Source organism: Rhizobium sp. 05N49, from assembly GCF_056396805.1.
The window spans coordinates 11619-32610 of record NZ_JBFTME010000013.1 but is presented as its reverse complement, the minus strand read 5'-3'; the positions used below and the strand labels follow the sequence as shown (position 1 = coordinate 32610).

Annotated in this window: 17 protein-coding genes; 7 read left to right on the top strand and 10 right to left on the bottom strand. The window is 60.3% G+C overall.

What is annotated here, in order from left to right; genetic code table 11:
• Positions 1–13 precede the first annotated feature (13 nt).
• Complete coding sequence (locus AC1DF8_RS23715) at positions 14–343, bottom strand: Atu4866 domain-containing protein (RefSeq protein WP_113015028.1); 330 nt, start codon at positions 341–343, stop codon at positions 14–16.
• A gap of 2 nt (positions 344–345) precedes the next feature.
• The gene (locus AC1DF8_RS23710; RefSeq protein WP_113015029.1) at positions 346–1083 is read right to left on the bottom strand and encodes an SDR family oxidoreductase; all 738 of its coding nucleotides are present in this window, start codon (positions 1081–1083) and stop codon (positions 346–348) included.
• 173 nt (positions 1084–1256) lie between these two features.
• On the opposite strand from AC1DF8_RS23710, the gene AC1DF8_RS23705 reads away from it, so the two are divergent.
• Positions 1257–2132, top strand: a complete 876-nt coding sequence (locus tag AC1DF8_RS23705; protein ID WP_113116322.1) for an AraC family transcriptional regulator — start codon at positions 1257–1259, stop codon at positions 2130–2132.
• A gap of 122 nt (positions 2133–2254) precedes the next feature.
• Here AC1DF8_RS23705 and AC1DF8_RS23700 read toward each other — a convergent pair whose 3' ends face one another.
• Positions 2255–4198 (bottom strand): methyl-accepting chemotaxis protein, encoded by a 1944-nt coding sequence (locus AC1DF8_RS23700; protein ID WP_478155303.1) that lies wholly within the window; start codon positions 4196–4198, stop codon positions 2255–2257.
• 311 nt (positions 4199–4509) lie between these two features.
• On the opposite strand from AC1DF8_RS23700, the gene AC1DF8_RS23695 reads away from it, so the two are divergent.
• Together AC1DF8_RS23695 and AC1DF8_RS23690 are read left to right on the top strand one after the other, a co-directional pair.
• The gene (locus tag AC1DF8_RS23695; protein ID WP_112543123.1) at positions 4510–5256 is read left to right on the top strand and encodes a TlyA family RNA methyltransferase; all 747 of its coding nucleotides are present in this window, start codon (positions 4510–4512) and stop codon (positions 5254–5256) included.
• A complete protein-coding gene (locus AC1DF8_RS23690) occupies positions 5253–6503 on the top strand; it encodes a class I SAM-dependent RNA methyltransferase (RefSeq protein ID WP_478155302.1) in 1251 nt (416 codons plus the stop codon). Before AC1DF8_RS23695 ends, AC1DF8_RS23690 begins: the two co-directional genes overlap by 4 nt.
• A gap of 4 nt (positions 6504–6507) precedes the next feature.
• On the opposite strand, the gene AC1DF8_RS23685 is transcribed toward AC1DF8_RS23690, so the two are convergent.
• The 4 genes from AC1DF8_RS23685 to AC1DF8_RS23670 form a co-directional block, all read right to left on the bottom strand.
• Entirely contained in the window at positions 6508–6981 is a 474-nt protein-coding gene (locus tag AC1DF8_RS23685) for an SRPBCC family protein (RefSeq protein ID WP_162730001.1), read from the bottom strand.
• A 4-nt stretch (positions 6982–6985) separates the two neighbouring features.
• Positions 6986–7348, bottom strand: a complete 363-nt coding sequence (locus tag AC1DF8_RS23680) for an ArsR/SmtB family transcription factor (protein WP_112542922.1) — start codon at positions 7346–7348, stop codon at positions 6986–6988.
• A 294-nt stretch (positions 7349–7642) separates the two neighbouring features.
• Positions 7643–8395, bottom strand: a complete 753-nt coding sequence (locus tag AC1DF8_RS23675; RefSeq protein ID WP_478155301.1) for a crotonase/enoyl-CoA hydratase family protein — start codon at positions 8393–8395, stop codon at positions 7643–7645.
• A 10-nt stretch (positions 8396–8405) separates the two neighbouring features.
• On the bottom strand, positions 8406–10184 hold the full coding sequence (locus AC1DF8_RS23670) for an acyl-CoA dehydrogenase (protein WP_478155300.1): 1779 nt from the start codon (positions 10182–10184) through the stop codon (positions 8406–8408).
• A gap of 308 nt (positions 10185–10492) precedes the next feature.
• Here AC1DF8_RS23670 and AC1DF8_RS23665 point away from each other — a divergent pair, with 308 nt between their 5' ends.
• Positions 10493–11485: a transporter gene (locus tag AC1DF8_RS23665; protein ID WP_112542919.1), complete on the top strand. Its 993-nt coding sequence runs from the start codon at positions 10493–10495 to the stop codon at positions 11483–11485.
• 55 nt (positions 11486–11540) lie between these two features.
• On the opposite strand, the gene AC1DF8_RS23660 is transcribed toward AC1DF8_RS23665, so the two are convergent.
• Together AC1DF8_RS23660 and AC1DF8_RS23655 are read right to left on the bottom strand one after the other, a co-directional pair.
• Entirely contained in the window at positions 11541–12026 is a 486-nt protein-coding gene (locus AC1DF8_RS23660) for a BA14K family protein (RefSeq protein WP_112542918.1), read from the bottom strand.
• A gap of 142 nt (positions 12027–12168) precedes the next feature.
• Positions 12169–13413, bottom strand: coding sequence for an aromatic ring-hydroxylating oxygenase subunit alpha (locus tag AC1DF8_RS23655; RefSeq protein WP_112971118.1), 1245 nt, complete (start codon positions 13411–13413; stop codon positions 12169–12171).
• Positions 13414–13806: 393 nt separating this feature from the next.
• Here AC1DF8_RS23655 and AC1DF8_RS23650 point away from each other — a divergent pair, with 393 nt between their 5' ends.
• The 3 genes from AC1DF8_RS23650 (at position 13807) to AC1DF8_RS23640 (ending at position 16929) form a co-directional block, all read left to right on the top strand.
• Positions 13807–14415 (top strand): DUF6656 family protein, encoded by a 609-nt coding sequence (locus AC1DF8_RS23650; protein WP_112542917.1) that lies wholly within the window; start codon positions 13807–13809, stop codon positions 14413–14415.
• 89 nt (positions 14416–14504) lie between these two features.
• On the top strand, positions 14505–15479 hold the full coding sequence (locus AC1DF8_RS23645; protein WP_478155299.1) for an L-threonylcarbamoyladenylate synthase: 975 nt from the start codon (positions 14505–14507) through the stop codon (positions 15477–15479).
• A gap of 19 nt (positions 15480–15498) precedes the next feature.
• Positions 15499–16929 carry an FAD-binding oxidoreductase gene (locus AC1DF8_RS23640; RefSeq protein ID WP_478155298.1) on the top strand — a complete coding sequence of 477 codons (1431 nt, stop codon included), beginning with the start codon at positions 15499–15501 and terminating at the stop codon, positions 16927–16929.
• 115 nt (positions 16930–17044) lie between these two features.
• On the opposite strand, the gene AC1DF8_RS23635 is transcribed toward AC1DF8_RS23640, so the two are convergent.
• Positions 17045–20767: a DUF1217 domain-containing protein gene (locus tag AC1DF8_RS23635; protein WP_478155297.1), complete on the bottom strand. Its 3723-nt coding sequence runs from the start codon at positions 20765–20767 to the stop codon at positions 17045–17047.
• Positions 20768–20992: the final 225 nt, after the last annotated feature.

Here is a 20992-nt window from a genome sequence, read left to right as displayed (position 1 = left end):
CGACGCGCTTCGTTTATTCCTGCTTTTTGCCATCACGGTAGAAGATCATTCCGCCGTGATGCAGCACGCCGTCGATGAAATCGCCATCGGCGGTAAAACCGGTATCGTCCCAATATTCGATATGATCGCCGGTCACCTCATAGCGGCCCCGATAGGCGCTCGTTCGCGTACCGCGCGCCTCGTCATAACGGCCGTTCGGCAGCAATTCCTGGCGGATATGGCCGTCACCAGTAATCCACATGCCGAGATAGGGATGGTTCTGCACTTTGCTTTCCTCTGAGAAGACCGGAGATGGAGCGGCAAACGAAAGAGCCGCCCCGACAATAGCCTCGCGGATCCGCATGGTCACATGCCCATACTGGCCGTCGGGCGGACGGTAATGTCGTTGATATCGACATCCTCGGGCTGCTCGATGGCGAAGCGGATTGCCCGCGCGATAGCGTCAGGCTTCAGGGCGATCTCGCGGAAGGAGACCATCGCCTCGGCCGAGAAGGGTTCGGTGATCGTCTCCGCCAGCTCGGATTCGACGACGCCCGGATAGATGCAGGTTACGCGCAGCTTCTTGTTTTCCTGGCGAAGCCCATCGGAAATCGCCCGCACCGCATATTTCGTCGCGCAATAGACCGCCGCGGTCGGCACGACCGACAGACCTCCGATCGAGGAGATGTTGATGATCTGCCCACGCTCCTGCGCGTTCATGATCGGCAGCACGGCGGCGATGCCATAGAGAACACCCTTGATGTTGACGTCGACCATGCGATCCCATTCCTCGACCTTGAGCGAGGACATCAGAGAGAGCGGCATCACGCCGGCATTGTTGATGAGCACGTCGATGCTGCCGAAGGCATCCACCGTTGCCCTGGCGAAGGCCTCGACATCGGCCCGGTCGGTAACGTCGAGCGCACGGAATTCCACCGTGCCGCCGCTACTGCGGATTTCCTTTGCCAGTTCCTCGAGCCGGTTGGTGCGGCGCGCGCCGATCATGAGCTTTGCGCCAGCCGCGCCAAGTTCGCGTGCGGTGCCGGCGCCGATGCCGCTGCTGGCGCCAGTAATCAGAACTGTCTTGCCTTTGATACCAGTCATGTTCTTTCCTCATGCTTCAATCGGGACCGCAGCCGGATGCCGCTGGTCCATACGCATGAGATTGGGCTTGCCGGGCGCCAGCCGGTAGCAAACTTTTCCGGATTTCTTGCACGATCTTCCGAAAGCGATTGAAAGCACTTGGCATTCGACGCAGCGCGGTTCATCCTGCCTTCATGGAAAAAATCGCCGAACTTGCAGACCTGATTGATCGCCACACCGCGGCAGATGGCAACTTCGACACGATGCTGCCCAGGGTCGGCATCATACGATCCTCTGCTCGCACGGAGCCGATCCACACACTCTATGAACCCTCCCTGTGCATCGTGGCCCAGGGGCGCAAGCGTGCCGTGATCGGCGATGTCGCGCATGTCTATGATGCGGCGCACTATCTCGTCGTCGGCGTCGATCTGCCTGTGATCGGCGCCGTCGTCGAGGCAAGCGCCAACCGGCCCTATCTGTGTTTGCGGCTGCAGCTCGATCGCGGCCTGCTTACCGAGATGTTGCCTGCCGTCCAGGGACGTTTGTCCGAGAGCCCTGCCGCCGGTGTCAGCGCCACGACGCCTGAGCTCATCGACGCAGCCGTGCGGCTGCTACGCCTGCTCGACACGCCCGATGATGCAGAGGTTCTGGCGCCGTTGATCGAAAAGGAAATCCTCTACCGGCTCATCCGCGGGCCGCAGGGCGCGCTTCTGCGGCAGATCGCCAATGGCGAGAGCCGACTCAACCAGATCGGTCGGGCGATCGACTTCGTGCGGAAGAATTTCAGCGAGCCTTTCGCCATCGAACATCTGGCTTCGGTCGCCGGCATGAGCGCCTCATCCTTCTACGAACACTTCAAGACTGTCATGGCGATGAGCCCGCTGCAATTCCGCACCCAGCTTCGCCTGCAGGAGGCGCGGCGACTGATGGTGACAGAAGGGTTGACTGCGGCCGAGGCAGGTTTCCGTGTCGGCTATGACAGCCCTTCGCAGTTCAGCCGGGACTATGTGCGCATCCACAATGTTCCGCCGCGGCGCGATATCGAGCGGATGCGCGCTTCCGCCGGCTAAAACAATCCCAGCAAAAGTGTGCAGCGGTTTTGCGTCCGGAATTGCGTGAAAACAAAAAAGATAGAGCAAAAAGAAAGGGCGGCACTGAATGCCGCCCTTATTCGTTTCCGAAGACGTCGCTCTCAGAACTCGGTCCAGTCTTCCTGGACGACGGCGGCTGCCGTCGCCTGCTTGCCGCCGAAGGCCTTGGTCACCTTGCTGGCAAGCGCGCGGGCCGGAGAGGCGACCGGGCGGGACGTGGCGGTTGCGGCAACCGTCCGCTGAGCCGGAGCGGCAGCCTGCGCGCCGAGCTTGAACTGGCGCAACAGATCGTCGAGGGCGGAGGCTTCCTGGGCAAGCGCGTGGCTTGCCGCCGTCTGTTCTTCGACCATGGCGGCGTTCTGCTGGGTGCCCTGGTCCATGTTGTTGACGGCGGTATTGATCTCCTGCAGGCCGATCGACTGTTCGCGGGTGGCCGTGACGATCGCGCCAACATGACGGTTGATTTCCTGCACCTCGGCGACAATCGCTTCCAGCGCCTTGCCGGTTTCGCCGACGAGGCCGACGCCGGAATTGACCTGTTCGCTTGACGTGTTGATCAGCGCCTTGATTTCCTTGGCGGCGTTTGCCGAACGCTGGGCCAATTCGCGGACTTCCTGGGCGACGACGGCAAAACCCTTGCCGGCTTCACCGGCGCGGGCCGCTTCGACGCCGGCGTTCAGAGCCAGAAGGTTGGTCTGGAAGGCGATGTCGTCAATGACGCCGATGATGTTGGAGATTTCGCCCGAGGACTTTTCGATCTGCTGCATGGCCGAAACAGCCTTGCGGACGACTTCGCCCGACTTTTCCGCGCCGAGGCGGGTGCGCTCGACAAGATTGCCGACATCCTCGGCGCGCTTGGCGGAGTCACGGACCGTGGTCGTGACTTCTTCGAGAGCAGCTGCGGTCTCTTCGACGGCCGCGGCCTGCTGCTCGGTGCGATGAGCGAGATCATCTGCGGCGGAGCGGATTTCACCTGCGCCGGCATTGATCGCCGAAGCGTTGCGGCCAACGGACTGCAAGGCAGCCTGCAGCTTTTCGACGGCGTTGTTGAAATCGTTGCGCAGGCTATCATACTGCGGTGCGAATGGCGTGTGGATGCGGGCTGCTACATCGCCAACGGCAAGGCCAGCAAGACCGCCGGCCAGAGCTTCGACGGCGAAGCGGATGTCGCCCTCTTCACGTGCCTTCTGCTCGTCGCTGGCCTGGCGCTGGCGCTCGGCCTCTCCGCGCATGCGGTCGGTTTCGCCGGCAAGCTGCTGTTTTTCGATCGCGGCATCCTTGAAGACCAGCACGGACTGGGCCATGCGGCCGACTTCGTCCTGACGGCCGGTTGCCGGAACCTCAATATTGTGGTCGCCGCCGGCGAGACGGTCCATGGCAGCGGTCATGCCGACGATCGGGCGGACGATGGTTCGAGACAAGGCCCAGGCAAGAGCAGCAGCGGCAAGGGCAGCGGCAACACCGCCGACCAGAAGCGTGGTCTTGAGGTCGCTGTTGGCATCCGCTTGCGCGGCAGCGAGAGCCGTCGACTTGTCACGAGCGAGCGACTTGATCTTGGCGGAAGCGGCGCGGAAGCCGTCAAGTTGGCCCTTGGTGGCGTTGACACCGATCTTGACGACGTCTGCGATCGGGGTCTCGGTTTCCTTGCGGGCCTTGGCCTGCGGCTCGGCAAGCTCATGGAAATAAAGGTCGGCAGCCTTCTGCATGTCATCGATCATCGACAGCAGTTCGGGCTGGGAAGCGGCGGTCTGCTTGGCAGCGGCAATCGCCTTCAGCATACGCTCGCGGTTGGCAAAAATATCGCCATAGGTGCTGTCGCTGCGGAAGAGGATGAAGCCGCGCAGGTTGACGGCCTGCTCCAGCATGGCCTGGAGCGCGTCATCGATCTGGTTGACGAGAAGCTCGGACTTTTCCTGTTCGGCGGAAGCGCTCGCCGATGTCGTTGCCTTGGAATAGACGAAAGCGGAAACGGAAACGAAAATAAGGATGAGTGCTGCGAAAGTGGCCGCAAGCTTACCATTCAAGGATATGTTTCGGGCGAACATCGGTCAATTTCTCCTGGCGACATCAGGCGCGACAAGGGGCGACCACGCAAATGCGCAGCCACAAGACTTCTTGATGAGGAACATGATCGGCGGGGAGGACGCGGGAGCCTTCATGGCACCAAGCGATTCAAAGGCGAACCGCTACAATCAAGGTGAACCTAGGCGGGTCGGATTTAAAATTGTTTAAATTTGTGCGTCGCAGCACAAGTTGCTTCGAATTATTCCAGAGCGACGATGTGAGACCGTGCCCGCGTACCGGCAATATCAACAAAATGCTTGCAACCCGAGGCTTTGCCGGTCATTCACAGCCAATGTCCGATCAGAACAGCCAACGCCTCGACCAGCTTCTCGTCACCCTCGGCCTTTTTGCGAGCCGTTCACGGGCACGGGACGCCGTGTCACGCGGCACCGTCAAGGTCGCCGGCAAGGTGGTGACGAAGGCCGGCGCCATCTTCGGGCCTGACGCGGCAATCGAGATCGACGACCCCGCGCAGGATTATGTTTCGCGTGCAGCATTGAAGCTCGTTGCGGCGCTCGACCATTTCGGGCTCGACCCGGCAGGGCGGCACTGTCTCGATGTCGGCGCTTCGACCGGCGGCTTCACGGAAGTGCTGCTCGAAAGGGGGGCTGTGCATGTCACGGCCATCGATGTCGGCCACGGGCAGATGCATCCGAGAATATCAACCGATACGCGCGTGACCAATATCGAGGGGCTCAATGCCCGCAACCTGACGGCTGAGGACATCGACCATGCGGTGGACTTCGTCGTCTCCGACGTCTCGTTCATCTCGCTGAAGCTGGCGCTTGCTCCCGCTCTCGATATTGCCGAAACGAATGCGATCGCCGCGATCCTCGTCAAGCCGCAATTCGAGGCGGGGCGCGAGGCGATCGGAAAGGGCGGGCTGCTCAAGGATCCGGCCTCCGGCCCCGACGTGGCGGCAGAACTGGAGCGCTGGTTTACTGAAGATATGGGCTGGAAGAGTTTAGGGCTCATCCCCTCGCCGATTTCAGGCGGAGACGGCAATCAGGAATTTCTACTGGCAGGGACGAAAGCGTGAGCACGGAAACCATCACCATCGACAGGCTCGGAGCACAGGGCGACGGCATTGCCGCCAGCCAGGACGGGCCTGTCTACGTTCCCTTCACACTGCCCGGAGAGACGGTGGCGATCGCCCGCGTCAAGAACCAGGGCACCGTCATGTCGATCGCCTCGGCCTCCGCCGACAGGCAGGAGCCGCCTTGCCGGCATTTCGGGCCTGACGGCATCAACGGCACCTGCGGCGGCTGCACGCTCCAGCATATGGCCGACGCGCCTTACCGCGCCTTCAAGCGGCAGCTTGTTGTCGACGCGCTGAAGTCCAAGGGGCTGACGCCCGAGGTCGGCGAAGTCGTCGCCGCCCATCCCGGCGAGCGACGGCGAGTGGTGTTTGCGGCGCGCAAGACCGAAAAGGACATGCTCATCGGCTTCAACCAGGCCGAAAGCCATCATATCGTCGCCATCGAGGAATGTCCCATCTCGTCGGCCGGGATCATCTCCCGGCTGCCGGCGATCAGGGCAGTCGGAGCGGCGATCGCGACCAATGCAGAGGCCTTCCGCATCGCGGTTCTGGAAACGCTCTCCGGCCTCGATCTTGCGGTCGAAGGCGTGAAGAAGCTTTCCGACCAACAGCGTCGCAAGGCGATCGAAGTCGTGCTCGGCCTTCGCGGCATCGCCCGCGTTTCGCTCGACGGCGAAATTCTCATCGAACCAGCCAAGCCGATCGTCGAATTCGGTGGCGTGCAGGTCTCGCCCCCGGCCGGCGGTTTCACGCAGGCGACGAAGCCTGCCGAAGAAGCGATGGCGAAGCTCGTGCTTGCCCATGTCGGCAAAGCCAAGCGAATAGCGGATCTCTTTGCCGGCGCCGGTACCTTTTCGCTGCAGCTTGCCCGCCTCGGACGCGTGCATGCCGTCGAAGGAGACGCCAAGGCGATCGCCGCACTCGACCACGCAGCGCGTAATACGCAGGGCCTGAAGCCTGTCACCGTGGAGAAGCGTGATCTCTTCCGCCGGCCGTTGATGACATCGGAGCTCAAGGTCTACGACGCCGTTGTCTTCGACCCGCCGCGTGCGGGGGCCGAATTCCAGTGTAAGGAACTGGCCCGCTCGACGGTGAAGAAGATCGTCGCCGTCAGCTGCAATCCGCTGACACTTGCCCGCGACCTCGCTATCCTCGTCGAGGGCGGCTACCGGATTACCTCGGTAACGCCCATCGACCAGTTCCTCTGGACCTCGCATGTCGAGGTGGTGGCAACGCTGGAAAAGTAAGCGGTCAGGCGACCTTCTCGCCGGCGAGGTAGCGGCCGAGCTGGTCGAGCTGTCCGGCGATTCCGGCTTGGCGATATTCGACCTTGTCGCCGCCGTCGAGGATCGTGATCTGTTCCGTCACTAGGACATGCGTGCCTTCCGGCACCGGCGTCAGGCTGATCGTCGTCAGTGACGAGGAGATGCGCCGCTCGTTGTGCGACATCGTATAGGCGTAGACGATACGGCGATCCCGGACGATATCCTCGTAGCGCGCGTCGGCGACATATTCGTCACTCTTGCCGAAATTGAACCGGCTGATATCGCGGCCGCCGACGCGGAAATCATTCTCGGTATAGGTGGTTGTGAAGTCCTCGCCGATCGCCTCCCACTGCAGGCGCGCCTTCGGGTCGGACCAGGCGGCGAAAACACGCGGGGCCGGCACATCGTATGTGCGCTCGATGGAGAAGGTGGAATGGAGGGTACTGTACTCTTCCTGCATGGTCTTACTCCTTTTCTGTCTTTCCAGGGTTCTCCGGCATATCCGGATTGGCTTCGAGATAGGCACCGAGCCTGTCGAGACGGTGCTCCCAGAGGATGCGGCGCTCATTGATCCAGTCTTCGGCGGAGCGCAGCGCCTGCGGCTCTATCCGGCAGGTGCGAATACGGCCGGTCTTTTCCGAACGCACCAGGCCGCTCGCTTCAAGCATCTGCAGATGCTGGAGGACGGAAGGCAGCGCCATGGGCAGCGGCTCGGCCAGTTCTTTCACAGAGGCTGGCCCTTTGCAGAGCCGATCGACCATGCTGCGCCGGGCCGGGTCCGCCAGAGCCTGAAACATCAAATCAAGTGCATGCGATTGGTTAGGCATACGCCTAACTATAGGCACGGCAGGATCGGAGTCAATAAATAGTTTGGCAAACGCCTAACTATTCTAAGCCTGGAAAAGGTGCAGCCGGGATGCAGGCGGCCCAAAAGCTTCGCAGCGCGGGGGTTAAGCGCGCTGCGAACGGGCGATGGCCGTGGGTGAATTCGGACAGAGGGTCGTACGAAACACGTCACGCCCGGACGGTTGGGGGGATCCGTCCTCTATTCAATAATTATTCTATGCTTAAGGGATGCTTTAAATTGACAACTGATAATATTAGCTGATTTTTAGGGGTGCTCAGCGACGCATGAAAGCCTCGAAAGCCGCGCGGGCCTCAGCCGTTTTCAACCGCGCTGCGAAATGACGGGCCTCTTCGTCAATCCGCGCAATAATCTCCTCACGCGGGCCACGAATAAGATCGCGGGCAATCTTCAGCGCTTCCGGAGGCTTGGCGGCCAGCTTCGCGGCGGCAGAAAGCGTCTGGTGTTCTACCTGTTCCGCGGTCGTCACTTTCCAGATGAGACCGGCCAGCCTGGCGTCTTCCGCCGAGAAAGCCTCGCCGGCAGCGAGCATCGCAAAGGCGCGCTGCTGCCCCATGATGCGCGGAACGATCAGGCTGGAGCCCGCTTCCGGCACGAGCGCCAGATCGACGAAGGGCGTGCGGAACTGGCTGCGGTCGGAAGCGATCGTCAGGTCGCAATGCAGGTTGAGAGTGGTGCCGATACCGATCGCAAGACCATCGACGCCCGAGACGAGCGGTTTTTCGGCTTTGGCGAGTGCGTAAAGGAAATCGATCAGATCCTGCCCCATGCTGCCGCCCATGGCTGCAGCGAGGAAATCGCCGATGTCGTTTCCGGCGGAGAAACAGCCTTCCGTGCCGAAGAACACAGTCACCCTGACGCCGTCATCACTGTTTGCGGCATTCACCGCATCCGTCATCGTGCGATACATGTCACGCGTGAAGGCGTTCTTCTTCTCCGGCCGGTTGAAGCGGATGACCTGGACAGCGCTGTTTTCCGCGTATCGCTCGATGATGACGGGCTCGCTCATTTTCATCTCCTCAGGCAAGGATGGCACGGGCTGCGGCAAGGCTATCGGCGCCTTTGACGACACGGTCTTTCAGTGCCGCCGTTTCGGACAGAAGATTTTCAGCAGCGAAGCGGCAGAGCGCGATACGGCTCTCGTCTGCCCCGTCCGCGGTCTGGACCAGACCACCCTTGGCAAGATAGCTGCCGGTGAGTGCAAGACCGAAAAGGCGCTGATAGGGCGTCGCGCCCGCCAGAGCCTCGGCGGACCTGCTCTCGCCAAGACGCGCGAGCAGCCAGCTTGTCGCCTGCTCCAGATCGGCAAGGGCGGAATCCAACCTGTCCGCCGTTGATCCGAAACCGTCGAGGTTTGAACTGCGAACAGCCCCGGCGATCGCCTTCAACTCGGTGATGAGACCCCCGACCTGCTTGCCATCAGACAAAGGCAGCTTGCGGGTGACGAGATCGATCGCCTGAATGCCATTCGTGCCTTCGTAGATCGGGGCAATGCGGGCGTCGCGCAGATAGCGGGCAGCACCTGTTTCCTCAATGAAGCCCATGCCGCCATGAACTTGAATGCCGAGAGAGGCGACATCCACGCCGGCATCGGTAGCAAAGGACTTGGCGATGGGCGTCAGGAGAGCGGCACGTTCCTGCCAATGTTCACGACGATCGGCAGCGCGGTGCGACATATCGATTGCGTGGGCGCAGGTATAGGCAATGGCGCGTGAGCCCTGCGTCAGCGCCTTCATGGTGAGCAGCATCCTTATGACATCAGGATGCTCGATGATCGGGCTCATGCCCGGGCCGCTCCAGCCCGGCGCCTTGCCTTGGGTGCGCTCCTTGGCGTAAGCGATTGCCTTCTGCGTCGCCGCTTCGCAGATCGCTACCCCCTGCATGCCGACAGCGAGGCGGGCGTTGTTCATCATGGTGAACATGCAGGCGAGGCCCTTGTTCTCTTCGCCGATCAGCCAGCCGACCGCCCCCGTCTCATCACCGAATTTGCCGTCGCCATAGATCATGGTGCAGGTGGGCGAACCGTGGATGCCGAGCTTGTGCTCTAGGGAATGGCAGTGAAGATCGTTGCGAGCGCCGAGCGAGCCGTCCTCGTTCACGAGGAATTTCGGCACGAGGAAGAGCGAGATGCCGCGTGTGCCTGCGGGCGCATCCGGCAGGCGTGCAAGGACGAGATGGATAATGTTGTCGGCAGCGTCGTGCTCGCCCCAGGTGATGAAAATCTTCTGGCCGAAAATGCGATAGCTGCCATCCTCGCGGCGTTCGGCACGCGCCTTCAGCACGCCGAGATCGGAGCCTGCATGGGGCTCTGTGAGGTTCATGGTGCCGGTCCACTCGCCAGACACCATGCGCGCCAGATATTTGTCCTTCAAAGCTACGCTGCCGTGCACATTGAGCGCCTCGACGGCGCCGATCGTCAAGGTCGGGCAGAGGGCGAAGGCCATGGACCCGGAATTCCACATTTCGAGTGCCGCGACATTCAGCATGTGCGGCAAGGCCTGGCCGCCGAACTCCTCCGGCGCGGTCAGACCGTTCCAGCCGCCGGCTGCCCAGTTGCGGTAAAGATCGCGCCAGCCGTCCGGCGTTCTTACCTCCCCGTTGGAAAGGCGGGCGCCCTGGCGGTCGCCGATGTCGGCCAGAGGGGCGATTTCCTCCGTGGCAAATCGTCCCGCCTCGGTCAGGATGGCATCGACCAGATCCTCGCCGAGATCGCCCAGAAGACCGCTGTCCATCACCTCGACCATGCCGGCAACATGCTTCAGCGTGAACGCGATTTCCTCGACAGGCGCCTTATACATCTTATTTTCCTCGCTTTTGGCCCACATGCGGCAAAGCCGGCGCGCAAGCCCCTCCAGCTGAAGAGCTAATTGATTTTTACGTAAACGTCAATTTGGTTTCCGTCGATAACCTCTGACGTGCGCGCCTTTTCCCTTGTGCACTTGCACAAACAAACGTCATGGAGAATCTCTAAGCGTGTCGCGATCTTTCAGGTCGGCAGCCGCGCAGCAGGTCTTTGTTTACGCGTGCCGCTATTGCAAAACCGCTGTGCAGTTTTGAGCGACATGCTTTAGTAGGATTGATCGCTTTCGCGAGAGGATCGGCAATAATGGATACCTTGCCCGTCAACATACCCGGTCTCGTATGGGCCTACCGTTTCTCGCCGGAAAGCAAGAAGGCCGTGCGGCTGCAAAACAGCGCGACGGCCGCGGAACTCACCGCCGATGACGGTTTCTACTGGCTGCATCTCAATCTCGCCGATGCCCGCGTGCCCGCCCTGCTCGACACGCTCGGCGTGATGGATGACGCCAAGTCGGCGCTGACCACCCGAGACACGCACGCGGTCCTGACCGTCGATGAGCAGATGCTCTATGGTACGCTGGTGGACTGCCAGCGCGAATTCGATCAGGACACGGCCGATCTCGGCTGGTTGCATTTCGCCATCTCCGACCGTTTCATCATCACCACGCGCCTGCAGCCGCTGAGAAGCGTAGAGCGGACGCGTGTCATGATCGAGAAGAATCCGGGCAAATTCACCCGTCCCGTCGATCTGTTCGAACTGCTTGTAACCGAGTTTCAGCGCACGCTGATCTCCGTCGTCATGGAGCTCACCGAAGAGCTCAACCTCATCGAGGACTTCGTCTACGACAACGCGCCGCGTGACGAACGCCGCAGGCTTGCTCCCGTCCGCCGCACGATCGTCCGTCTGCATCGCCACCTGCGCACCGTGCTCGCGCTGATGCGCCGAGCCGCAGCCTCCGACGAAGACGAAATGCCCTTCGGCTTCGACGATATTGCCGGGCGGCTGACGAGCCGGCTGGAGACCGTCGACCACGATGTCTACGCGCTGCAGGACCGGGCAAGGCTGCTGCACGAAGAAATCGACTCCAAGCTCTCCTCGGAGACGAACCGCCACCTTTACATCCTGTCGATCATGACGGCCTTCCTGCTGCCGCCGACGCTGGTCACAGGCTTTTTCGGCATGAACACGGCCAACCTGCCCTTCGCCATCGGCGACCACGGAACGGAGTATGCCATCGGGCTGATCATCGCCTCCATCGTGTTTGCGTGGTGGCTCCTGAAGCGCGTGCATATCCTCTAACCAAAAACGCCCGGCTCACTGGGCCGGGCGTTTCATCTGGGACTCTGGCTCCGCCTCAATAGTAGGGCGAATAGCACTGCTGGCGGGGACCGTTATAGGGCTGGAACGTATTGTCGTAGGCCCTGTAGGACCGGTAGCGGTCTTCACACCAGGCGACATGGCTCGGATTGATGCCGGTGGGCGCGGGCGCGGGTGCATAGTAGCGCGGCTGAGAGGCGATGGCTCCGCCGATGACGGCACCGGCGCCGAAGGCGGCCAGCGGATACCAGTAGCCCTCATAGTGACGGTAACCCGGGCGGTAGTAGGAATAACCGCGATACCCGCCATACCAGCCGGGTCGATAGGCCGGACGGTATCCCGGATAATAGCCGGGGCGATAACCTGGACGATAATAGCGACGATATTGGACGTTTTCGACAGGCGAAGACTTTTCCACCTGCGGGGCGGCCGGCATCTGGATTGCCTGCGACGGCACAAAGCTCGTCACAACGACAGCGGCGGCCACAACCGCAGTCGCGACCTTCTTACTCAGCCCAAACATTGCATATCTCCGATCAAGAGCGAAAAAGCCTGCCGAAGAACGGATAAAACGGAGAAATGTTCCCGTACAACCCGTAAACGGCCCTCACGCTTATTTCTACCGGAGGCGAAATGAACCGGACATTAACCGGCGGTCCTTGCTCTCAGGCAACGACCGAGAGCTTGGCCTGATCGCCCTGCAGACGGTTGACCATGAAGTTCGAATACCATTCGAGGAACTGCATGACGCCGCCTTCATGGACCGACGAATAAGGACCAGGTTCGTAAGCCGGCGAGCGGATACCGAATGCGTTCTCTTCGACGATGCGGCGGTCCTGATCGTTGGTTTCGGTCCAGACGTGGGTCAGTTCCTCAAGATTATAATCGACGCCTTCGACGGCATCCTTATGGACGATCCATTTGGTCGTCACTGCCGTCTCATTGGCACTCAGCGGCAGAACGCGGAAGGAGATGGCGTGATCGCCGAGCAGATGGTTCCACGTCGTCGGATAGTGGAAGAGCAGCATCGTGCCGATACGGCTGATCTTGACGTCGTCGGAGAGCGGGCGCTTGACGGCGGGCCTGCCGGACATGGTGTAGCTTTCGGCGTCCTCGATCAGCGGCATGCGGGCGGTGCGGAACTGTCCATCTGGCGAGATCTGGAACTTGCTCGGCAGACCTGCGGCCTCGCAGCGCGCCCAATGGCCGGCGATCTCGGGATCGTCGGCACCACCATCCGTGCCGGTCACGCTCGGCGCTTCCGGATAGGTGCGGCAGAGCTCAGGATGATTTGCGGCGCAGTGATAGCACTCGCGGTTATTCTCCCATACCAGCTTCCAGTTGCCCTTCTCGATGATGGTGCTCTGGAATGCGATCTTGGCCTCGCTGATGTGATGAGGCGCCATATAGGGCTCGATCTTGTCGCGCACGGACTGGAAGTCCGGTGCGTTATTGGCGAGGCAGATGAAAACGTAACCGGCCACGATTTCGCAATGAACCGGCTTCAGTCCGTAGCCGCTCTTGTCGAAATCATCGCCCATGTGGCGTGCGAAGGCGAGCTTGCCGTCGAGGTCGTAGGTCCACTGGTGATAGGGGCAGACGAGGCGCACCGACGAGCCGTGCTCCTTGGTGCAGACGCGCGAGCCACGGTGGCGACAGCTATTGTGGAAGGCACGAATGACATTGTCGCGTCCGCGCACGATGACGACGGGGTATTCGCCAATCTGGACGGTAAAGTAGGCGCCCGGCTTCGGCAATTCGCAATCATGGCCGATGAAGAGCCAATCGCGATAGTAGATCATCTCCATATCCAGACGGAAATAATCTTCGTCGATGTAGAAGGGCTGTTCGAGACTGAAGCCCTCGCGGCGGCTCTTGAGCTGGCGCAAAACGTTGCTGCGAATATCCATCTGCCTATCCTCGTGCATGTGGCTGCTACTCTTCCCAGAGCCCTGCAGCGGAAGCGCGCCCGCTTCCTTCTCCATCAGGAAAACTCGTCATGGCGTTATTTAAGCACCGAGCATGCCGGCCGTTTGGTTGTAAAGCGACATCCGCTTCGAAATTGACGACAGGGAACCGAGCGGCCCTCAGAAACACTCACCAGCCTTTGATTATCGTCAATTGCGACATTTCTGGGTGCTTCAGACACAAGCGAATCCAACGCGCCGGGCACAACTCTATCGCATTTGCGACATGCGGCCCTCAACCTTCAGCTCCCGTGCCTTCTTCCCGTTATTTTAACAGGGCGTTAAGCATGAAATTCTATCCTTGTCGGCGACCCTTCACAGCGAAGACTGCAAGCCATGGCCAAACTTCGATATTTCGACACTCGGGAAGAAATCAAGCCTGCGGAACCGCGGCTTCAAACCAAGCATTCGGAATTCCTGCGCACCGGCCGTATCAGCCGCCGCCGCGAGGACTGGCTGCCGGAAGAACGCCGCTATCTCACACATGACGAAGTCGCCGAAAAGACCGCACGCAAGCTGCAGACAGCCGGCGAAAAGACCCATCAGAACATCAACGGCTTCCACCGCTCGATCCAGTTCCCCAAGCTGATTTTCCATAGGACGCTGGCCGATAGCCCCCATCTCGGCTACTGCCATGTCACGGCCGCACGCACCAAATTCGCCCGCTACGACGAAGTGGCGTGGGCCTTCTACATCGCCAACTTCTATTCCGACATCGGCGACAACGATAATTTCTTCGACAATATCGCGGTGCAGAATTCCCGCATGTATTTCGCCGTGGCGATCAAGGCGGGTGAAAGCACGCCGGAGAGGATGGTGGTCGACCGCTCGGTGCGCGGCAATGGCCTGCTCTTCCGTACCAACGATCCGCAGATCGCCATCCGCAACATCCTCCTGCTCGGTGCCCGCAACGAGCAGCTTCGCCAGATCATCCGCCAACTGTAGCTCCAGCGACAGCTGATCCACCGTTCCGGGCGGGATTGATCGCGCTGCAAGGAAGGCCTAATGACTGCCGCAGCAAAACCGGGCAGGACATGGCAAGAATAATCGACATCAAGGCGGACAGGCAGACGGCACTCGAAGCCGGCTGCGCGGCACTTGCCGAAGGCTTTGCGATCGCCATACCGACCGAGACGGTCTACGGCCTTGCCGCCGACGCCACCAATCCGGCAGCAATCACCCGCATCTATGAGACAAAGGGGCGGCCACGCTTCAATCCGCTGATCTGCCATATGGCGGATCTTGCCATGGCCGAGACCTATGCGGAATTCGATCCCATCTCCCGTGCCCTGGCAGAAGCCTTCTGGCCGGGCCCGCTGACGCTTGTACTGCCGCTGAAATCAGGCACCGCGATCCATGCGCTGGCGACTGCAGGCCTCGACAGCGTTGGGATCCGTATACCCAAAGGTTTTACCGGCGATCTGATTCATGCCTTCGGGCGGCCGCTTGCAGCTCCAAGCGCCAATACGTCCGGCAAGGTGAGCGCCACAAGCGCTGCCCATGTCGAAGCCGATCTCGGGGGAAAGATACCCCTCATCCTCGACGCCGGCGCGAGTGCCGTCGGCGTGGAATCGACGATCGTCAAGGTCGAAAACGGCGAGCTGCGCCTCCTGCGGCCTGGCGGCCTGCCGGCCAAGGAAATCGAGCGCGTGACAGGCAAGCGTTTGCTGCGTTCGAAAAAGGCGGCAGCGGCGATCGAAGCACCGGGCATGCTCGCCTCGCATTACGCGCCAGGTGCGGCCGTCCGGCTCGACGCTACGGCACTGGAACCCGGCGAAGCTTTGATTGCCTTCGGTCCGGACAGGGTGGCAGGCGCCGAGCAGGCGGCAATCGCGCTGAACCTCAGCCCGCGAGGCGATCTCTCGGAGGCGGCTGCCAATCTTTTCGACTACATGAAGAGGGCCGATGCCAGCGGCGCGGCCGTCATCGCCTTTTCACCGATCCCCGACGAAGGGCTTGGAGAGGCAATCAACGATCGACTGCGGCGAGCAGCGGCTCCGCGCGAGTAAGGAAGAGGGACCGGGTTCCATGAGCAGCACAGGCATTTCTGCAGATATTATCGAGCGTTTCACCGCCATCGTCGGCGAGAAATATGCGCTACGCAGCGAAGCTGATCTCGCGCCGCACCTCATCGAAAATCGCGGACTTTATCATGGCTCCTCCCCTCTTCTGCTGAAGCCCGGGACGGTCGGAGAAGTCTCTGCGATCATGAAGCTTGCCACCGAAACCGGCACAGCCATCGTACCGCAGACCGGCAATACCGGCCTTGTCGGCGGGCAGACGCCGCGCGAGGGCAAGGCGGACGTCATCCTTTCGCTCGAGCGCATGAACAGGATCCGCGATGTCGATCCGGTCGCAAACGTGCTTGTCGCCGACGGCGGGGCGATCCTGGCCGAGGTGCAGAAGGCGGCCGAAGCGCATGGCCGTCTGTTTCCGCTCTCGCTCGGCTCGGAAGGTTCCTGCCGCATCGGCGGCAACCTGTCGACCAACGCCGGCGGCACGGCAGTTCTGGCCTATGGCAACATGCGCCAGCTTTGCCTCGGCCTCGAAGTCGTCCTGCCCACGGGCGAGATCTGGGACGGGCTTCGCCGTCTCAAGAAGGACAATACCGGCTACGATCTGCGCGATCTTTTCATCGGCGCGGAGGGCACGCTCGGCATTATTACCGGCGCAGTGCTGAAGCTCTTCCCTCAGCCACTCGGCCATCAGGTTGCCTTTGCGGGGCTTTCGTCTGTCGAGGATGCGCTCGCGTTCTTCAATCTCGCTTCCAGCCTCTGCGGAACTTCGCTGACCGGCTTCGAACTGATGCCGCGTTTCGGCGTCGAGATCACCGTGCGCAATATCGACGGCGTGCGCGATCCGCTGGAGACGCCGCATGACTGGTATGTGCTTGTTGATATCTCCACCTCCGATTCCGCCGAGACGGCAGAGCGGATGATGAATGCCGTTCTGGAGCAGGGTTTCGAAGCAGGGCTCGTGCAGGATGCGGCAATCGCCTCCTCCGTCGCGCAGCAGAAGGCGCTCTGGCATATGCGCGAAAGCATGTCGGACGCTCAGAAGCCCGAGGGCGGTTCCATCAAGCACGATGTTTCCGTGCCAGTTTCGAAGATACCGCACTTCATGAAGGAGGCCGGAGAGGCGGTAATGGCGGCAATGCCCGGCGCGCGCATCTGTGCCTTCGGCCATATGGGCGACGGCAACATCCACTACAACATCTCGCAGCCGGTTGGAGCCGATAAGGATGCCTTCATCGCCCGCTGGCACGAGATGAACCATATCGTGCATGGGTTGGTGCTTGCCCATGGCGGTTCGATTTCCGCAGAGCATGGTATCGGTCAGCTGAAGCGTGACGAGCTGGCATCGGTCCGGCCCGCCATCGAGATGGAGCTGATGCGTCGCATCAAACGCGCCTTCGATCCAGCCGGTATCATGAACCCGGACAAGGTGGTCAGCCTCTAAAGCGTGCCTTGCCACGCTTAGGTCCTTGCTTCGGCATGTCGTTAGCGCAAAACCGCTGCACGGTTTTGCGCGATATGCTTAGAACTTTCCTAGGCTCCGGCAGGCTACGCCAATATCAGAGCAGCGACGACGCCTGGCCGGTACCGCCGGTCAGGAGCTGGAGCGCCGGCGACTGCTGCGTGTTGTTCTTGATGTCGTACATGGCCGTGAAACGCTTGATGAGCTTGTCGACCTTCTTCGGATCCTGCAGGTCTTCGAGCTTCACGAAGCGACCGAGAAGATCGACCTGCTTGGTCACGTCCATTGCCGAAATCTGCTGGGGCAGGCTATAGGCGGTCTGGATGACCTCATAGAGTGCCTTGTCACCGAGAATGTTGTAGAGCGACGTGACGTCACCGGCCTTGCGCTTGAAATAGAGCGCCAGGCGAACGCCATCGTTCTTTTCGCCCTCCTGGGTTTCCAGGGTCATCTGCACATATTGCTGCTGCGTGCTTGCTTCGGCCTGCTTGTCCTGGATGGCTCCCATCTTGGCACGGGTCAGGTTGCCGTCCTTGTCGAAATTGAAGGAGGCGACGATTTCCTTGAAGCGCGCGTCAGCCGTGGTGTTGAGATAGCTCTTCTTGTCGTCAGGATCGGAGGTGAAGATCTTCTTCAGCGTATCCTTGTCGTATTTCTTCGGATCGAGGCCATTTGCTTTCAGCACGAGATCCGTCAGGCGCTTGTCGGCCAGGAAATCATCGAGCGACGTTATGGTTGGAATGGTCTTGCCGAAATAATCCACTTCCTTGGTCGCATCCTTTGAAGCGCGGTCTTTTGCAGGACCGTCCTTCATGAGCATGGTCACGTGCGACTTATAATCGGTCGCATATTTTGCCATCGTGGCAGCAGAGAGCGCCGACATGGGCTCGGCAGCCTTGCCATCGGCGCCGAAATTGAAAGCACGAACCATGTTGGTGATGCGGTCATCCTTGAATGACGCGACATATCCCTTCGGATCGTAGGGGTCGCTGACGAGCAGCTTGCGCATGGTGGAGCGCGAGACGTCGTTCGTCGTCAGGCCATAGGCCTGCAGCGCCATCTGATAGAGGTCCGGATAGGAGTCGTTACCGAGGAGCGTATCGGCGGTCTTGTTGGTCTTCATGAAATCATTGACATTCTTAACGCCATTGGCGTCATCCATTCGCGACTTGTAGTTCGCGATGATGCGGTCGATGAGATCGTTGCCCTGATTGTTGGCGCGAGCGCCGTAATTGTCTGACGTGTTCGTCGTCTGCTCACCGGTCTGGGGCGAGGTCGAGGTCGGCAGCGACCCGTCCGCAGCGAAATTGAAGGCGGCGTTGAGATCAGCCTGGCCGACGGATGCTGCATGGGCCGGGTCGGTGAGAATGCTCTTCAGCTCGGCGTTGCTCGTGTCGTAGGCCAGGCCATACGCCATCTTCAGATAGTCAGTCAGGGATGAATCGGCGAGCAGCTGATCGACATCATTGACGTCGCCCATCCGGTCAAGGGTACTTTGCTCCCGTATGCTGGCAGCCGAGTTCAAGGAGGCCATCTGCGTGGTTGTCTGCGCCGGAAGACCGGGGGCAACGGTGCCGTCCGCCTGGAAATTGAACGCAGCCTTCACATTGGCATAGGGACCGGTACCGCTTTGATCGGTGAGGATGTTGCGCAGATCAGTGTCCGAAACGCTCGCCGGAATACTGAAAGCGTAACGGATGTAATTGTTGAGCTTCTGATCGGCCAGCAACTGATCGACGCTGGCGATCGAAGGCATCGTCCTGCCGTAATAGGAGGCGGCGTCGTCCGCCTTCGTGTTCATTGCCGCAACCTGGTCGGCGCTCTGCGAGAACGTGTTTTGAGYGACCGTCCCGTCCTGACGGAAGTTGAAGAGCTGGTAGACGTCGCTATAGCCCTGGGCCGCCGCGACCGTCGGATCGGTCAGAATGCTGCGAAGCGTAGTGTCGCTGACGTCGTCGCCGATCTGCAGGTTGGTGCGCAGGAAGCTGACCAACTTGTCGTCGGCGAGGAAAACGTCAACGGCCGCGGTCGAGCCGTTGTTCGAGAGATCCGGTAGCTTGGCCTGATAGTAGGACGCATTGGCTGCAGCGAGCTGATTGATGCTCTTGAGCTGCGCGGCGCTCTGGATCGTGCCGTTGATCGAACCATCCGCGTTGAAATTGAAGGCATCATGGATGTCCTGATGGCCCGCCGTCGTGGCGTAGGCGGAATCCGTGAGGATGTTCTTCAGCTCGGCATTGCTGAAATCCTGGCCAAGGCCGTAGGCATCCTTGATGTAAGAGGTCAGAGTCTTGTCGGAAAGCAGTTCGTCGACGTTGGTGATCGTGCTCGGACCGCTCGCGGGTATCATCTTGTTCGAGAAGTAGCCGGTAACGTTCGACGCGGCATTCACCATACCCGTCAACTGATCATAGGATTGCGCGCGCTTCGTCGGGGAGACCGTACCATCGGACTTGAAGTTGAAGGCCTTGTAAGCCTCTCCCATATCGACCGAACGGGCATAGGTCGGATCTGTCAGGACGCTCTTCAGCTGCGTAAAGCCCGGATCCATGCCGAATGCGGCGCGGACGTAGTCTGCAAGCCGCTTGTCGTTGACCAATTGATCGACATTGGTGATCGTGCCGATCTTGGACTGATAGTAGCTCTTGTTGAGATCCGACATTGCCGGGCTGGTATAGTACACATCGCTGGCTGTGCCGTCGCGGTCGACGATCTGCGGTGCAGTCTTGATGTTATACTGTTCGATGACGTTGTTCTTCTGTGTCGCAGTCTGGGCGACGCCGCCAACTGCAGGCGCGCGGAACGCGTATAGTTCTGCGACCTCATCGGTCTGGCCGGAATTCTGGGCCGAACCATTGACCGAACCATCGGCTTGGAAATTGAAGTAAGAACGAAGTTCCTTGTATTTGTCGCCGACATAGTTGAGCGACGGATTAGGGTTGTTGAGCGGCGCGTCGCCGCCAAGTGTGGCCGGATCGCTTGTCAGCACCATCTTGATGAAAGCGTCATCGGCCGTTGCCGGATCGATACCGACGGACTGGAGCGCCACCGTGCGCAGGCGCGGATYGGCGAGCAAGTCGTCGACCGACTGCACCGAACCGATATTGGCGCGAAAATACTGGGTGTCGCCATTGTCCGGCTTGAAGTTGAACTGCTGGGCGAGCGCATAGAGCTTGTCACCGACATAGGTCTTGGTCGGATCGTAGGCCGGATCGCTCGTATCGGGCGCATTGCCGCCAAGCTTGCTGATGTCCGTGGACAGGACGCTGGCGATGTAGTCCTTCGAGATGTAGGTCGGGTCGATGCCGACGCTCTTCAACGCGTAATTCAGCAGGCGGGAATTGCCGACGAAGTCCTGGACGTTCTTCACGTCGTCCATCTGCGCGCTGTAGTATTTCGTTTCGGTGGCGGCCTGATCGGCTGCATCAGCGAAGGATTGCTTGTAGAGACCGATCAGATCGTCTTCCTGCGCGTCCGTCTGAATATCCTTGGGCGGCGCATGGAAATTGAAGGCGGAGGCAAATTCCTTGTAACGGGTGTCGGAAAGCTTGTTGGCGAAACTGTTCGCATCCGTGAGGTCGCTTTCCAGAACCTTTTTCATGAAGGCCTTGGCGTAGATCATGTCATCAAGCCCATAAGCCTTCATGGCGTAGCTGTAGAGCTTGTAGTCGCCAAGGAAGTCGTCGACGTCCTTCACCTTGTTGATGTTGTCGGCGTAATACTGGGCATCTTTTTTGACCTGCGTCTGATTGGCGACGCGGTCGAGGCTTTTCGGCATATCACGAGACAGAATGACGTATGCCAGGGATGCCGTGATCATGAATGCGCCCTTTTCAGCAAAGTCTTTAAAGAATGACGGACTATTGGTGCGAGCATTTTGCCACGCAAAACTTACCCGAGACTTACCTGAAGCTGTCCTGCTCTGGCACGGGGCCGCGTTCATATTCCGGAAACCGTGCCATATTCGTTTTTGCTAACCATCCCCGGAGGCAGGATTTTCTTAACCGCAATTTTTAAGCTGTACGGAACGGGGGCCGCCTATTGT

Excerpts from the sequence above, each read along its gene's own strand:
- AC1DF8_RS23705 (WP_113116322.1), top strand. The coding sequence starts at position 1,257 with ATGGAAAAAATCGCCGAACTTGCAGACCTGATTGATCGCCACACCGCG.
- AC1DF8_RS23655 (WP_112971118.1), bottom strand. The coding sequence starts at position 13,413 with ATGGATATTCGCAGCAACGTTTTGCGCCAGCTCAAGAGCCGCCGCGAG.
- AC1DF8_RS23665 (WP_112542919.1), top strand. The coding sequence starts at position 10,493 with ATGGATACCTTGCCCGTCAACATACCCGGTCTCGTATGGGCCTACCGT.
- AC1DF8_RS23640 (WP_478155298.1), top strand. The coding sequence starts at position 15,499 with ATGAGCAGCACAGGCATTTCTGCAGATATTATCGAGCGTTTCACCGCC.
- AC1DF8_RS23650 (WP_112542917.1), top strand. The coding sequence starts at position 13,807 with ATGGCCAAACTTCGATATTTCGACACTCGGGAAGAAATCAAGCCTGCG.
- AC1DF8_RS23700 (WP_478155303.1), bottom strand. The coding sequence starts at position 4,198 with ATGTTCGCCCGAAACATATCCTTGAATGGTAAGCTTGCGGCCACTTTC.
- AC1DF8_RS23660 (WP_112542918.1), bottom strand. The coding sequence starts at position 12,026 with ATGTTTGGGCTGAGTAAGAAGGTCGCGACTGCGGTTGTGGCCGCCGCT.
- AC1DF8_RS23695 (WP_112543123.1), top strand. The coding sequence starts at position 4,510 with ATGTCCGATCAGAACAGCCAACGCCTCGACCAGCTTCTCGTCACCCTC.
- AC1DF8_RS23645 (WP_478155299.1), top strand. The coding sequence starts at position 14,505 with ATGGCAAGAATAATCGACATCAAGGCGGACAGGCAGACGGCACTCGAA.
- AC1DF8_RS23710 (WP_113015029.1), bottom strand. The coding sequence starts at position 1,083 with ATGACTGGTATCAAAGGCAAGACAGTTCTGATTACTGGCGCCAGCAGC.
- AC1DF8_RS23675 (WP_478155301.1), bottom strand. The coding sequence starts at position 8,395 with ATGAGCGAGCCCGTCATCATCGAGCGATACGCGGAAAACAGCGCTGTC.
- AC1DF8_RS23670 (WP_478155300.1), bottom strand. The coding sequence starts at position 10,184 with ATGTATAAGGCGCCTGTCGAGGAAATCGCGTTCACGCTGAAGCATGTT.
- AC1DF8_RS23715 (WP_113015028.1), bottom strand. The coding sequence starts at position 343 with ATGCGGATCCGCGAGGCTATTGTCGGGGCGGCTCTTTCGTTTGCCGCT.
- AC1DF8_RS23685 (WP_162730001.1), bottom strand. The coding sequence starts at position 6,981 with ATGCAGGAAGAGTACAGTACCCTCCATTCCACCTTCTCCATCGAGCGC.
- AC1DF8_RS23680 (WP_112542922.1), bottom strand. The coding sequence starts at position 7,348 with ATGCCTAACCAATCGCATGCACTTGATTTGATGTTTCAGGCTCTGGCG.